This is a genomic window from Flagellimonas marina, from assembly GCF_042651185.1.
GTDB lineage: Bacteria > Bacteroidota > Bacteroidia > Flavobacteriales > Flavobacteriaceae > Flagellimonas > Flagellimonas marina.
Window position 1 is genome coordinate 238,443 of record NZ_JBHSCL010000007.1, and the last position, 15,243, is coordinate 253,685.

A 15,243-nucleotide genomic window follows, 5' to 3' on the forward strand; every position below is an offset into this window, starting at 1 on the left:
TATAAATCTTATATCATGAAAAAAGCAATTATTTCTTCTTTACTGGCCTGCTGTATGTTGTTTACAAGTTGTTTGGGTTCATTTAAAGCCTTCAATAACTTGAAAGATTGGAACCAAGGTGCCACCAACAGTAGGTTTTTGGACAACTTAATTTTTTGGGGATTGAACATTGTACCGGTCTACGGACTATTTTTTCTGGGGGATACCTTGATTTTCAACGTTATTGAGTTTTGGTCGGGATCTAACCCCATAGCCATGAAACCGGGTGAATCCGAAACCCAAATGGTAGAGCACGATGGCAACACCTTTAAAATGGTTGCTACACAAAACCGTGTTAAAGTTACGGTCGTAAAAGGGCCGAAGAAGGGCAAGAAATTGGAATTGTTCTACAAGCCCGATGAAAAATCTTGGAATGCCATCCGGCCCAATGGTGAAATCATCAAACTATCCTCATTTGAGGAAGGCTTCTATATTGTGTACATGCCCAATGGCGATAAAGTCAAAATTGACCCCATGAACACCCGCGAAGAAGGTTTGGCCATTCTACAGGAAAGCAAGACCTGTTATTATTCCGAAAGCTTTTTGGCCGACTAAAAAAAACGTACAACCCACAAAAAAACCCATGGCAAACACCATGGGTTTTTATATATATTGTGATTTTCGGTCTTCTAATATCTATAATAATCCGGCTTAAACGGGCCATTGACTTCCACACCAATATACTCCGCCTGGTCTTCCTTAAGTTCAGTGAGCTCTGCACCCAAACGGGCTAAATGCAATTGGGCCACTTTTTCATCCAAATGTTTGGGAAGCATATATACTTCGTTTTCGTATTTATCGCTATGGTTCCAAAGCTCAATCTGGGCCAAGGTTTGGTTGGTGAAGGAGTTGCTCATCACAAAACTGGGATGACCTGTAGCGCATCCTAAGTTCACAAGTCTGCCTTCAGCAAGAATTACCAAATCCTTCCCATCAATGGTATACTTGTCCACCTGTGGCTTTATCTCGTCTTTGGTATTCCCATAGTTTCCGTTCAACCAGGCCATATCAATTTCATTGTCAAAGTGTCCAATATTGCACACAATTGCCTTGTCCTTCAAAGCACGGAAGTGCTCTTCACGAATGATATCCTTATTTCCCGTAGCGGTAATCACCACATCGGCGTTGGAAATGACAGTCTCCAGTTTTTTAACCTCAAAACCGTCCATACAGGCCTGTAGGGCACAGATAGGGTCGATTTCAGTAACGGTAACAATGGCACCGGCACCACGGAATGAAGCTGCGGTTCCTTTTCCAACATCCCCATAACCAGCAACCACTACACGTTTTCCGGCCAGCATGGTGTCTGTGGCTCTTCGGATGGCATCCACGGCACTTTCACGACAACCGTATTTATTGTCGAACTTGGATTTGGTCACGGAATCGTTCACATTTATGGCAGGCATGGGCAGCGTACCTTTTTTCATGCGCTCGTACAAACGGTGTACCCCCGTAGTGGTCTCTTCAGATAACCCTCTGATTTCAGCGGTCAATTCTGGATATTTATCCAAAACCATGTTGGTGAGGTCACCCCCATCGTCCAAAATCATATTTAAAGGCTGTCGGTCCTCGCCAAAAAACAAAGTTTGCTCAATACACCAATCAAACTCTTCCTCGGTCATACCCTTCCAAGCATACACGGGAATGCCAGCGGCGGCTATGGCTGCTGCTGCATGGTCTTGAGTTGAGAAAATATTACAAGAACTCCAAGTTACTTCGGCACCAAGGGCAACCAAAGTCTCGATCAAGACTGCTGTTTGTATGGTCATGTGCAGACAACCGGCAATTCTAGCACCTTTTAGGGGCTGCTCCTTACCGTATTCCTCACGCAATGCCATTAGCCCGGGCATTTCGGCCTCGGCAAGCTCAATCTCTTTTCTTCCCCATTGGGCCAGGGAAATATCCTTTACCTTATACGGTACATACGGAATTGTCTTTGTGCTCATAACTTTAATATAAATTTACTTTTGTAGCTTCGCTTTTAGTGCGACAAAGATACGAATTCGCTTAATTTTTGGTCATGCCCATTTACAAAACCATAACAGTTTCTCCAACAACATCCGTATATATTTGGAAGGTTGATGAACCCGAAGAGGATTTAGCTAGTGGAATTGAGCTAACGCCGCATTGCCAAAGCCGTATGGATGGTATGAAATCAGAAGCTCACCGAAGGGCTTTTTTGAGTATCAGACACTTAATGGCAGAAGCAGGATATGAAGATCATGATTTATTTTATGACGATTTTGGAAAGCCTCATTTAAAGGATGGCAACCATATTTCCATTACCCATTCCCATAATTTTACAGGGATTATTGTGAGCGAAACGGATGAGGTTGGTATAGATATAGAAATGCAGCGCGAAAAAATCCTTAAGATTGCCCATAAATTTACACCAATAGAGGAATACAAAACCTTGGCCAATACCGAGGCGCTCATTCGGAAACTTACTATTGTTTGGGGTGCCAAGGAATCGCTCTACAAAATATATGCGCAACAAGGGTTGAGTTTTTTAAGGCATATCAACGTAATGGATTTTACCTTTGAGGATTCCCGCACTGTGGCCGAAATTTTATATAAAGGAAAAAAATCGCACTACGAGATTGAATTTTTGGAGTTTGAAGGTTTCACCTGTGTATACGCCTTAAAAATGATGGGAGGATGACGATTCCTTTTTGTAGTTTTGCTCCTGAAAATTCTGCATAGCCCATGAAAGTTTCCGTTGAACTTACCCTTACCCCCCTTCAAGATAATTTTGAACCACCAATCATTGATTTTATCAAAAAATTGCGTGCTTCCGGACTCACGGTTTTGGAAAACCCGATGAGCACACAAGTGTATGGGGAGTACGATATTGTGATGAAGTTGCTTCAAACCGAAATAAAGGAAACATTTGAGAAGCTAGACCATGTAGTGTTGACCATGAAAATGGTTAAATCTGACCGAAGCGACTATGAACCCCATTTTTGATTTCTTCCTTGGGCCATACGAGGATCGTGAACTCTCCCTCATTATACTGGAGGCCACTGCCTTTTTCTTTGGAATAGCCAGTGTGGTCTATGCCAAAAGGGAAGATATCATGGTTTATCCCACAGGTCTGGTGGCCACGGCCATAACCACCTATATTTTCTTTGTAGATCGACTCTTGGGCGATATGATGATGAACTTCTACTTTTCTATAATGAGTATTTATGGTTGGTGGAACTGGGCCCGAAGAAAAAATAACCGAGAGTTTGTGGTGAAGATTTCCAGAACCAACAAAAGAGAAAAATGGGTTGGATTCGGTCTTTTCCTCCTTACACTATTGGTCACTTTTGGAGTGTATAAAGCCTTTGGGGCGGAAATTAAGGCCACTAACTATGTGGACATTCTCACTTCGGGAATCTTTTTTACCGGAATGTGGTACATGGCCAACAAAAAACTCGAAAACTGGACCCTTTGGATCATAGGCGATATCATAACCGTGCCCTTATACGCATATAGAGGATGGGGCATGTTCTCATTGCAATACCTTATCTTCACGGTATTGGCCATTCAGGGATATTTAGCATGGAAGAAAGACTTGGACAAGACCCTACAAACCTCATCAAAGTAGTCCTTTTTGGACCAGAATCCACAGGGAAGACCACACTTTCCATAGAATTGGCTGAACACTACCAAACGGAATGGGTTCCGGAATATGCTCGTGAATACCTACAAGACAAATGGGACAGGGAACAAAAGACCTGTGAGCCCAAAGATCTTCTGCCCATTGCCCACGGACAAATGAAATTGGAAAATGAGTTGGCCAAAAAAGCACATAAAATTCTCATTTGCGATACCGATCTTTTGGAAACCAAAGTATATTCAGAGGCGTATTATTTAGGTTCTTGTGATCCAATTTTGGAGAAATATGCGTTGCAGAATTCCTATGACCTATATCTGCTGACTTATATTGATACTCCATGGGAAGCAGATGATCTTCGGGACAAACCCAATGAACGGGAACGGATGTTTGCGTATTTCAAAGAGACTTTGGAAAAATATCACAGGAATTTTATTATTTTAAAGGGAGATAAAGCATCTCGGCTTTCAACAGCAATAAAACACATTGATAAACTTCTCCATAACATGATCGATTTAAGTCCAAAAGACTTGGAACAATTGCAAAGCAAAGGCATTTCCAAAGAAAAAGTAGCCCGCCAAATTGAAACCTTTAAAGAGGGAATCCCGTTTGTAGATTTGGTGAAAGCCGCTGTTGTTTCCAATGGTATTCTCCGATTTTCAGAACAGGAGCAAGAGGAACTTATTCAATACTTTGAAAATTCAAGGGGTGACTTGGATCTTTTGAAATTTGTTCCAGCCTCGGGGGCCGCATCCCGAATGTTTAAGGCCATGTTCAATTTTGTGGATGCGTATGACCCATCCAAAGAATCGCTTTCAGCCTACATTGAGCGAACCGGGGATTCCGATGCCAAAAAATTTACCGATAATCTGCACAAGCTGCCCTTTTACGATTTGATTATGGGACGAAATAAGGGCAAGGCGGCCAATAAAGATGAGGAAGCCTATCTCTTTGTAAAGGAAATGCTTATGGAAGATGGACTCAACTACGGATTCTATCCAAAAGGCTTGTTGCCATTTCACCAGTATGAATCAGGCAGTGCCACTCCATTTGAGGAGCATTTAAAAGAGGCCGCCCTATATGCCAAAACGGACGGTAAAGCCAATCTTCACTTTACGGTTTCAGAACAGCATGATGAAATGTTCGCGGAGGAGGAGTCCAAAGTAGGACCAAAAATTTCAAAATCTACCGATACCGAATTTCAGATTTCCTATTCCAATCAAAAACCATCCACGGATACCATTGCGGTAGATATGGACAATAAACCATTCAAGAACAGTGATGGTTCCATTTTATTTAGGCCAGGAGGCCATGGTGCACTCATTGAAAACCTTAACGATCAAGATGCAGACATCATTTTCATCAAGAATATAGACAATGTGGTGATTGATAAAAATTTGGAAGCAGTAGCCAATAGTAAAAAGATGTTGGCCGGAGTACTTAAAAAAGTTCAGGATAAGGCGTTCGCCCATTCTGAAATGTTGGATAAAGGCAATGTTCCACCAGAAACAGCAGATCAAATCAAGGCCTTTTTGGAAAAGGACCTTAACGTTCGCATGCCTGATAACTATGATGACCTGTCGGTTGATGAGCAATTGAGAATTTTACAGGAAAAACTAAACAGACCTATTCGAGTTTGTGGTATGGTCAAAAATGAGGGCGAGCCCGGAGGCGGTCCATTCTGGATAAAGGATGGTGAGGGGAACATTTCACTTCAGATTATTGAGTCTGCACAAATAGATATGTCCAATGACAAACAAGCCGCTATTTTAAAAAATTCAACCCACTTTAACCCGGTAGATTTAGTTTGTGGTGTACGCGACCACAAAGGTAAAAAGTACAACCTGTTGGATTTTGTGGATGAGAAGCAAGGGTTCATAACGGGCAAAACCCAAGAAGGAAAAGAACTAAAGGCTTTGGAACTACCCGGTCTTTGGAATGGTGGCATGGCCTTTTGGAACACCATTTTTGTTGAAGTTCCGTTGGTTACCTTCAATCCGGTAAAAACAGTCAATGATTTATTGAAGCCTTCCCACCAGGCCTAAAAAATTGAATCACAGATAGTTGAAATCCGCTCTCCAAAAAGGGCGGATTTTTTTGTTCAATATGTGACCTTGTCTAAAAGATGGTGTCAAAAAGATAACGAACCATCCCATACAAAAAACAAAATGGGACAGACTGTAAATGACAGGTACCGGTTATTTGAAATTAGGTTGGTTGATTTGGTTAGGAGGCCGTGCACTATGTACGGCTTTCTTTTACAACCATAAAATGATAAAGGAACGAAACAACAATGCTGTACAAAATAATTCTATTCCTAAACATCATCTCATTGGCCATTGTTATTTATGTATTGGCATCTTATGTAAGGGATATGAGAAGAAGAAACGAACATAAAAATCAGGATGATGCTATGCAATAAACACTAACCATGCATTTTCCACCATGCCAAACCTGTTGATAGTCTTTTTCCTTGGGACTATGATCTTGGCATTGAAAGGCTGCTTCGGCGGCCTTTCTTGTATAAAAATTATACGGTTTTGGGAATTCATTACACAGTTTTACACAGTTTGGCTAATTGAACAAAAACTATAAAAATCTTTTATTCAGGTAGTTACATTTATTTTTGACTGATTAAAAATCTTGGCACTGGTTTTTCATATAGTTAGTCAAGTTTAACAATTAAAATCATATACCATGAAAAATCTAGTTTTAGCAACCGTATTATCTTTTGTTGGATTCACAGCTTTTGCCAGTGTAGAAGCACCTGAATTGAGTGTAGATAAAGCAACCGTAATCACCGTTGGGGATTTTGAGGAAATCAATGTTTCTGACCTTCCTGAAGCCGTAACAACTGCTGTGGCACAAAATTACCCCACTGCAACAGTGGACAAGGCATATAAAAATGACAAAGACCAATATAAATTGGAATTGTCCTTAGAAGATGGTACCCAAGGTACCGTATATGCTGATGCCGAAGGAAATTGGATTGAGATGTAATAGTTTTCGATACCGTGTTAGGTTAGTTAGTTTGGTTAGAAAGGGCTGCATTTGCAGCCCTTTCTTTTTGTGATAATTTTATAAAACTTGGGGCGTCTCTTAAAGTGTCGTCATCGTATATTAGTTACTGACACGATTATGCCCAAAATCTTGATCATCGAGGACGACACTTCTTTCTGTCAAATGCTGCAAAAGTTTTTGACCAGGCATGGTTTTGAGGTTAACACAAGTTATTCCATACAAGAGGCAGAAGAAGAGTTAAAAGATTCAACCTTTGATGTTATTCTTTCCGATGTGCGGCTTCCAAAAGGAAATGGGGTTTCATTGCTCTCACAGATAAAACAAAATTCTTCAAAAACCCAAGTAATTTTAATGACGGGTTATGCTGAGGTAAAAACGGCTGTAAACGCCATGAAAAAAGGAGCGTTTGATTATATTTCCAAGCCATTTACCCCAGAGGAGATTCTTTTGGTCATCCAAAATGCGCTGCAAGCTAAACCCGATTCAAAATTTGAGCCCAACAAAAGGCAACCTCAGAAAAAGGAGGGGCCACGTCAATTTCTGGTTGGCGAAAGTGAAAAATCCAAAAAACTACAGCAGTATGTACAATTGGTGGCCCCCACCAATATGTCCGTTTTATTGACTGGGGAAAGTGGAACAGGAAAAGAAGTAACAGCCAAGTCCATTCACGAAGCCAGTAAGCGAAAGGGCGAAAGATTTGTGGCCGTGGATTGCGGGGCCATTCCCAAAGAGATAGCCACCAGTGAGTTTTTTGGTCATGTAAAAGGTAGTTTTACGGGTGCCATTGAAGATAAAATCGGGCATTTTGAAGCAGCCAATGGGGGCACTCTTTTTTTGGATGAGGTTGGGAATCTTTCGTACGAGCATCAAATTCAATTGCTTCGCGCCATTCAAGAACGAAAAATAAAACGGGTGGGCAGTACCAAAGAGATTCAATTAGACCTTAGAATCATTGCCGCCACCAATGAGGATTTATTGGAAGCTGTTGCAGAAGGGAGTTTTCGGGAAGACTTGTACCACCGCTTGAATGAGTTTTCCATTGAGGTGCCTTCTTTACGGGAACGCAACGAGGATATCTTGTTGTTTGCCAACTATTTTTTGGATAAATCCAACATCGAATTAGATAAGGAAGTATTGGAATTTTCGGAAGAGGTGAAACAAATGTTCTTGCAGTATTCATGGCCGGGGAACCTGCGAGAGATGAAAAACATGATAAAACGAGCTGTTCTTTTCACAGAAGGTGATACCGTACTGCCAAAATCAGTTCCTGATGTTGTAGCCAATGGCGCGGGAACCAGAACTCCTCAGAACTTTTCAAAATCAGAATTTGAAAAGGACAGGATACTGAATGCTTTAAAGCAGACCAACTTCAACAAGACCAAAGCGGCCAAACTCCTCCAAATGACCCGGAAGACGCTCTACAACAAAATCAGTCACTACCAACTGAAAGTCTAGCCAAATACCCCGTAATTGCCTTTTCTAGCTGCAAGACCTTTTTTTTCAATTGGGTTACATCTGAAAAGACCTTCTTGTTGTGGGCATCCCCATCCAAATGTTCCAATCGCTCAAGAATTGGGATAATCCCATGAACTTCCAATTGGCGGAACATGGGTAGCATTTTATGTGATATGGACCGTATCTCATCCGCATCGTTCTCTTCAACGGCCAGAGTAATGAACTCCATGTTCTTGTGGGTACTCTTCATAAAAACTTCAAGTACTTCCATAACGGCATGTGTGTCTTCCAAAAAGCTGACAATACTTTCTGTATTGAACAGGTTTGAGGTTGGCTTGGGAATTTCCTCCTTTAAGTGAGTTTCATGCTGTGGTGACTCTACATTGCCATTTACTTTTGACAGAATGCTTAATAACGTATCGCTGGAGAACGGTTTTTGAAGAACATCAATAAAACCTGCTTTAAGATAAGGGGTCTTATCCTTGACTTTTTGACCTGTCATGGCAATAACCGGTTGGCCCTTATAGTTGGCAATCCGATTTCGTTTTAATTTTTCCATCACCTCAAAGCCGTCTTTTCCGGGCATTTGAATATCAGTTAGGATAACATCGTATGCTTCGGGAGTGGCTTCCGTAAGTTTAGAATAGTGATTAAAAGTACGGACTTCAATTTTATTGACTTGGCATATTTCTTCCAATAGGCCCAACATATTTTCGTCGTCATCAAGAATGAGCATTGATAACTTTTTTTGGACGCCCCGTTTTTCGGGCACCTTATGGGGAAGGGGGGTCGATGAAAACTCAAGTGGGAGTGATAGAGTAAAGGTACTACCCTTGTTTTTCTCGCTTTCCAATAGCAAATTCCCGCCCAAAAGTTCCGTTAGTTTTTTGGAGATGGTGAGGCCCAGCCCGTAACCGCCATATTTCTTTTCGGTGTCATTTCCGGCTTGGGTAAACTCCTTAAAAATCAATTCTTGTTTTTCTCTTTCAATCCCAATGCCGGTATCTGCGACCTTAATAATTACTTTATTTCCTTTAACGTAGCAATCGATTTTCACAAACCCTTCGTGTGTAAACTTGAATGCATTGCCAATGATGTTGGTTAGGATTTGACGGATTCGGAAGGGGTCACTAATGATGGGTTTGTCCAATGCCTCGGAAATATCCAGACGGAGTTCCACGCCCTTTTTTGAGTGAATTTCCCTAAAATGTAGTGCGGCGTCCTCAATAAGTGTGGAGAGCACAAAAGGAACCTTATCCAAATGTATCTTTCCAGCTTCCAATTTTGAGAAATCCAAAAGATCGTTGACCAGATTCTCAACATAACCTGAAGCTGATTTTACGTTCTTCAGGTATTTCTGTTGCTTTTCATTAAGGCCACTGTGCTCCATTAGCTCGGTATAACCGCTAATTGTGTTTAGTGGCGTTCGAAGATCATGACTTACCGTTGCGATCAGTTGTTCCCTGCTTTTTAATAGGGATTCCGAGTTTTTCTTTTCCCGCTCTAATTGATCTCGATAGCGTTGAATTTTCCAAAAATCCTGAGAAATGAGAAAGGTGAAAATAATTACGATCAATAGTCCCAAAACAATTGCACCCCCTGCCAACCGGGTACTCCGTCTTAGAATTTGTTGCTGTTGAAGGTTGTCTCGAAAAGCCTTTTGAACTATATCGCGTTCAAACGTGGAAATTATACTTCGCATTTTCTGGGAAAGCTCCAAGTCTGTTCGATAAATTTCCAGCTCTTTTTGAAACATAGAGCGCTCAAGTGCCGCATTTTCCACTTTTGCCTTATTTAGAATTGACTTGGAAACCTGAAGAATGGAATCTATGTTGTTGGCATTGGTGTTTCCATTGGGGTCTGGAATATTTTTGTTAAGGATGGCCACATATTTACGGATGGATTCCTGATTTTCAGCTGATAGCTGATTAAAGTTGGGCACAAAGTTCTCTGGGGTAATCCGTCCCATATCTACCTCCATTTTATGGAAAGCTTCAAGTATGGAATCAATGGAGGTGGAATTTTCATTCTCCACTTTTAATTTTCGTAGTTCCGCGCTGTTGTACACCTTTTGCTGAAGTAATCTTTGCACACTGTCCAACTTTGCCACTTGGGTTCCTGCTTTATTATCAATCAACGGCTTTAATGAATCAATAAGGACATTTATGGAATCCACTTTTTGGGAATAGACCCTAAGATCTTTGGTCTTTTTTGTCTGTAAAGCCAGTTTGGACAGGTTTTCAGCCTCGTAGAGATTGGTTAACAGCACATTGGTTTTTACCAATTTTAAACTGTCGTCCTCTTTGTTTTGTGAAGCTGTATAACTTTTGAATTCCGAATAGATAAAAGCAGCGGCCAAACAGGCCAGTAGCCCTAAAACCAAATAGCTGCTTATGATTTTTAACGTGAATTTCCTTTTGGATTTACGGTCCATAGCCATCAGTTGATAAAGTATATACGCTTTGAGGTATACCACATAGTTGTTATCAAAAGTTAATTTCTGTGGATTCTTATGAAAAAAGATTGCTGCTTTTTACATTTGCAGCCATCTCAAAGGGGTGCTTAAACCTCGAACTTGAATTGGGCAGGTCCTGAAACAAGTTCAGGACAAGCTGAGATTATACCCAATGAACCTGGGCGGGTAATGCTGCCAAGGGATTGCGCCAAAGCGCATCTTGGAATTTCTATGTTTCCTTAGAAACAAAAAATCAACTAGTAACAAGAATAATGACCCCTTTTATTCGTAAAATTTTTACGGATGAAACCGCTTTATTCAATTATTCAGTGCAGGACCGCAGCACTAAAATGCGGCACAACACGACCGACAAAAAATAGCAAACGGTATCGTGTTAAAAATCTGTTCGCAACATTGGTCCTATCAGGGCTAGCACTTGGAATGAGTGCCCAGGAACAGCAAACCGATTCTTTGGAAGGAACAAAAGTGGTGCTGGACGAGGTTCTTGTCCAAGCCATTCGGGCGACCAAGGAATTTCCCATTACGTTTTCCAATTTAGATCAGGAGGAGATTACACCTCGAAACTTGGGGCAGGACATTCCCATTTTAATGAACTTTTTACCAGCTGTGGTCACAACCTCCGATGCAGGTGCTGGAGTGGGATACACAGGCATTCGAGTGCGGGGCAGCGATGCTACCCGCGTCAACGTTACCATCAATGGTATTCCCTATAATGATGCGGAATCGCAAGGCACCTTTTGGGTAAATATGCCCGATTTTGCCTCATCAACCCAGAGTCTGCAATTGCAACGTGGGGTGGGAACCTCTACTAACGGGGCTGCCGCTTTTGGGGCCAGTTTAAACTTGTTGACGGATGCTTTTTCGGAAGAAGCCTATGCCCGGATTTCTTCTTCCGTAGGAAGTTTTAACACACTGCGGAACAACATTAAGTTCAGTACGGGACTCCTTAGCGATCACTTTGAAATATCGGGGCGATTATCCAGAATTACTTCCGATGGTTATGTGGATAGGGCAAGATCGGATTTGGACTCTTATTTTCTGCAAGGGGTTTATCAAGATGACAACACATTGGTGAAAGCGTTACTTTTTGGCGGGCATGAAATCACCTATCAAGCATGGAACGGAATCACGGCAGAAGAATTGGAAACCGATAGAACATTCAATTCTGCTGGTATTTATACCGATGAGAACGGAAATGTACAATTCTACGACAATGAGGTCGATAACTACAAACAAGACCATTTTCAATTGCATTGGAATGAAACTTTAAGCTCTGAATGGAGCACCAACCTGGCACTGCACTATACCCGCGGACGTGGTTTTTTTGAGCAGTACAGGGAAGATGAGGATTTTTCTGAATACGGTTTGGAGCCCATCGCTATCGGAGGAGAAACCATTGAGACTACGGATTTGATACGCAGGAGATGGCTGGACAATGATTTCTATGGTACTGTTTTTTCGGCCACTTATAATAAGGACAACCTTCAGTTGATTCTTGGTGGAGGGTATAATGAGTACAAAGGAGACCATTTTGGGGAAATCATTTGGGCCCGTTATGCAAGCGATAGTGAGATTGAAGAGCGCTATTACGATGACAATTCAACAAAGACAGATTTGAATCTATATGCCAAGGCTAACTATCAATTAAACCGCAAGTGGTCCATTTTTGGCGATGTTCAATACCGCGGAGTTAGCTACCAGGCCAACGGTGATGATACCGGTTTGGTAGATGACACCTTTAATTTTTTCAACCCAAAAGCCGGAATTACGTTCGATTTGAACCAAAACAACAATTTCTACTTGTCGTACGCTAGGGCCAACCGGGAACCCAACCGTAACGATTATGAAAATGGTAGCCCAAAACCCGAAAAATTGAACGATTTTGAGCTGGGGTGGCGTTACGTTTCCCCAGATTTCCAATTGAATACCAATGTATACTACATGCGCTATAAAGATCAATTGGTACTTACAGGCGAACTCAATGATGTGGGCGCACCTTTGCGTGCCAATGTGGGTGACAGCTACCGTTTGGGCTTGGAAGTGGATGCAAATTTACGATTGGGTAACAAGTTTAAGCTACGGCCTAACATTGCACTGAGTGATAACCGAAACCTCGATTTCTTTTTTCAGCGGGATGGAGAGCTTCAGGATTTGGGAAATACCCACATCGCCTACTCACCCCAAGTGGTTGCTGGAAATGTTCTCGCATTTCAGCCCAATGAAAACTTGCAGGTATCATTGTTGTCGAAATTTGTAGGGAAACAATATATGGGAAATATTGATTCAGAAAACTCCACCTTGGATAGCTATACACAAACCGATTTCAATGTACAGTACGTGATTGAAACCGGTTCGTTTGTAAAGAGTATTGTGCTTTCGGGCTTGGTGAACAACATTTTTGATGCCGACATTGTTTCCAATGGTTATTTCTTTACGTATGATGATGATTTTTCCAATCCCGGAACCATCACCACCATTGAGGGGGCAGGGTATTACCCACAAGCTGGAATCAACTTTTTGGTTGGTGCCACCGTAAATTTTTAAATAGTTTGAGGTAAAAAGGTGTCAGTTCGAGTGAAATTCTGAAAGAATTTAGTATCGAGAACTGTTTTTTGAGACATTATTTTTAATGGGATTCTGTACATTTATAACCAATGACAGAATCCCATTTTCTTTTTTCCGAAGACAAGCCCCTTAAATGGGGGGTAATCGGTTGCGGAAGCGTGGCCGAAAAGAAAAGCGTACCGGCCTATCAAAAAACGTCTGGTTTTGAAGTGCATTCCGTAATGCGGCGTGATGCCCAAAAGGCTGAAGATTATGCAAAAAGACACCATATTCCAAATTGGACCACTGATGCTAAATCGGTTATTGACAATCCTGATATTGATGCCATATACATAGCCACACCTCCGGACACCCATAAATTGTACGCACTACAAGTAGCAGCAGCGGGAAAACCCTGTTGTATTGAAAAGCCCATGGCTCCGAATTATAAAGATAGTTTGGAGATTTACCATGCGTTTGAAACCAAAGACATTCCTCTTTTTGTTGCTTACTATCGCAGGTCTTTACCCCGTTTTCTCAAAGTAAAACAATGGCTGGATGAGAAACAAATTGGTGAGGTACGGCATATCCATTGGCAAAAGACCCAACCACCCAATGAATTTGATTTGAGCGGAAAGTACAACTGGCGAACTGATAAAATTGTTGCACCCGGTGGCTATTTTGACGATTTGGCAAGTCACGGCTTGGACTTGTTCACTTTTTTATTAGGAGACATTGAGGAAGCCCATGGCGTAGCCACCAACCAGCAGGGGTTATATTCCGCCTATGATGCCATTGCAGGTTCTTGGTTGCACTCCAATGGTACCACCAGTGAAGGGGTTTGGAATTTTGGAACTCAAAATCGTGTTGACAAGGTTGAACTATTGGGTTCCGAGGGAACGATAACCTTTTCAGTATTGGATGAGGCTCCAGTGGAGTTAAAAAATGCAGCTGGACACCAAGTTTTGGAAATCCCGCATCCAGAGCATGTGCAACAGCATCATGTGGAAAATATCAGAGACCATTTTCTGGGAAAAAGTAAACATCCCTCTTTGGGGAAATCAGCTTTGCATACCAGTTGGGTCATGGACCGGATTTTGGGTGTGATTTGAATCTTACCAGAGCTGATGTACCTCTTTTTTAATGTACTTTTCGTAAACGGCCTTGATTGCCTGATTTTGCTCGGTTGTTAGCGGCGGAAGTTTTGTCGCCTCCAAATTGGAATGTAAATGCTCCGCTTTTGAAGCCCCCGGAATGATGCAGCTGACCTCAGGAAAGTCCAAAATCCACCGCAAGGCAATAGGGGCTAAATTATCATGATCAGGAAATAGTTTTTTCAATTCTTCAACAGCTTCCAGACCCAATTCAAAAGGAATCCCGGAAAACGTTTCACCTTTATCAAAAGCTGCACCCTCGCGATTAAAAAAGCGGTGGTCCTCCTTTTCAAAAGTGGAGTTGGAAGAAAATTTACCCGTTAGCAGACCGCTCGCCAAAGGCACACGAACAATGACACCAACATCTTTCTTTTTGGCCTGTTCAAAAAATAGTTCGGAAGGCCGTTGCCGAAACATATTGAAAATGATCTGTACGGTGGTTACATTGGAATATTCCATTCCTTTCAAGGCTTCCTCAACTTTTTCAACACTCACCCCCAAATTCTTTATTTTTCCTTCATCTTTTAATCGGTCAAAAAGCTCAAAGATTTCCGGTCTGTAAAAGACTTCGGTGGGTGGGCAGTGCAGTTGGATGAGGTCCAAACACTCCAACCCTGAATTTTTAAGACTATCCTCTACATACTTCCGCAACACCTTTACGGTGTACCCTTCGTTTACATGTGGGTTGATTTGCCGTCCACATTTGGTAGCCACATAAATTTCTTCAGACCTGGATTTTATCACCCTGCCCACGGCAGCTTCACTGGCCCCAGCTTCATACACATCGGCCGTGTCTATAAAATTGATTCCGGCATCAATCGCTTCATTGATAATGCGTTCCGCAAGGGTATCATCAAAACCAGAGCCCCACTTGCCTCCCACTTGCCATGTTCCCAAAGAGATTTCAGAGACATTAAGTCCCGTTTTTCCAAGTTTTCTGTATTGCATGCTAC

Annotated in this window: 13 protein-coding genes; 10 read left to right on the plus strand and 3 right to left on the minus strand. The window is 41.8% G+C overall.

All coding sequences use genetic code 11. From position 1 onward, the window contains the following. Nucleotides 1-15 precede the first annotated feature (15 nt). Entirely contained in the window at nt 16-594 is a 579-nt protein-coding gene (locus tag ACFOWS_RS12295; protein ID WP_379764947.1) for a DUF3332 domain-containing protein, read from the plus strand. 74 nt (nt 595-668) lie between these two features. Here the strand turns inward: ACFOWS_RS12295 and ahcY are convergent, their stop codons facing one another. Continuing rightward, nucleotides 669-1,985, minus strand: a complete 1,317-nt coding sequence (gene ahcY, locus ACFOWS_RS12300; protein ID WP_379764949.1) for an adenosylhomocysteinase — start codon at nt 1,983-1,985, stop codon at nt 669-671. A 74-nt stretch (nt 1,986-2,059) separates the two neighbouring features. Here ahcY and ACFOWS_RS12305 point away from each other — a divergent pair, with 74 nt between their 5' ends. The 7 genes from ACFOWS_RS12305 (at nt 2,060) to ACFOWS_RS12335 (ending at nt 8,116) form a co-directional block, all read left to right on the plus strand. Next, nucleotides 2,060-2,701, plus strand: a complete 642-nt coding sequence (locus ACFOWS_RS12305; RefSeq protein ID WP_379764951.1) for a 4'-phosphopantetheinyl transferase family protein — start codon at nt 2,060-2,062, stop codon at nt 2,699-2,701. 44 nt (nt 2,702-2,745) lie between these two features. Further along, entirely contained in the window at nt 2,746-3,006 is a 261-nt protein-coding gene (locus tag ACFOWS_RS12310) for a thiamine-binding protein (RefSeq protein WP_379764953.1), read from the plus strand. Further along, the gene (gene pnuC, locus ACFOWS_RS12315) at nt 2,990-3,631 is read left to right on the plus strand and encodes a nicotinamide riboside transporter PnuC (RefSeq protein WP_379764955.1); all 642 of its coding nucleotides are present in this window, start codon (nt 2,990-2,992) and stop codon (nt 3,629-3,631) included. The genes ACFOWS_RS12310 and pnuC overlap by 17 nt, the downstream gene beginning before the upstream one ends. Continuing rightward, on the plus strand, nt 3,586-5,685 hold the full coding sequence (locus ACFOWS_RS12320) for a DUF4301 family protein (protein WP_379764957.1): 2,100 nt from the start codon (nt 3,586-3,588) through the stop codon (nt 5,683-5,685). The genes pnuC and ACFOWS_RS12320 overlap by 46 nt, the downstream gene beginning before the upstream one ends. A 248-nt stretch (nt 5,686-5,933) precedes the next feature. Further along, on the plus strand, nt 5,934-6,062 hold the full coding sequence (locus ACFOWS_RS12325; protein WP_379764959.1) for a hypothetical protein: 129 nt from the start codon (nt 5,934-5,936) through the stop codon (nt 6,060-6,062). A gap of 275 nt (nt 6,063-6,337) precedes the next feature. Continuing rightward, complete coding sequence (locus ACFOWS_RS12330) at nt 6,338-6,640, plus strand: hypothetical protein (protein ID WP_366585399.1); 303 nt, start codon at nt 6,338-6,340, stop codon at nt 6,638-6,640. A gap of 138 nt (nt 6,641-6,778) precedes the next feature. Then, entirely contained in the window at nt 6,779-8,116 is a 1,338-nt protein-coding gene (locus ACFOWS_RS12335; RefSeq protein WP_379764961.1) for a sigma-54-dependent transcriptional regulator, read from the plus strand. On the opposite strand, the gene ACFOWS_RS12340 is transcribed toward ACFOWS_RS12335, so the two are convergent. Continuing rightward, nucleotides 8,091-10,550 (minus strand): hybrid sensor histidine kinase/response regulator, encoded by a 2,460-nt coding sequence (locus tag ACFOWS_RS12340; RefSeq protein WP_379764963.1) that lies wholly within the window; start codon nt 10,548-10,550, stop codon nt 8,091-8,093. The genes ACFOWS_RS12335 and ACFOWS_RS12340 overlap by 26 nt on opposite strands. 324 nt (nt 10,551-10,874) lie before the next feature. Here ACFOWS_RS12340 and ACFOWS_RS12345 point away from each other — a divergent pair, with 324 nt between their 5' ends. Both ACFOWS_RS12345 and ACFOWS_RS12350 read left to right on the plus strand, forming a co-directional pair. Then, nucleotides 10,875-13,136, plus strand: coding sequence for a TonB-dependent receptor (locus ACFOWS_RS12345; RefSeq protein WP_379764965.1), 2,262 nt, complete (start codon nt 10,875-10,877; stop codon nt 13,134-13,136). A 110-nt stretch (nt 13,137-13,246) separates the two neighbouring features. After that, nucleotides 13,247-14,248, plus strand: a complete 1,002-nt coding sequence (locus ACFOWS_RS12350; protein WP_379764967.1) for a Gfo/Idh/MocA family protein — start codon at nt 13,247-13,249, stop codon at nt 14,246-14,248. Nucleotides 14,249-14,251: 3 nt separating this feature from the next. Here the strand turns inward: ACFOWS_RS12350 and ACFOWS_RS12355 are convergent, their stop codons facing one another. Then, nucleotides 14,252-15,238 (minus strand): aldo/keto reductase, encoded by a 987-nt coding sequence (locus ACFOWS_RS12355; protein WP_379764969.1) that lies wholly within the window; start codon nt 15,236-15,238, stop codon nt 14,252-14,254. Nucleotides 15,239-15,243 lie beyond the last annotated feature (5 nt).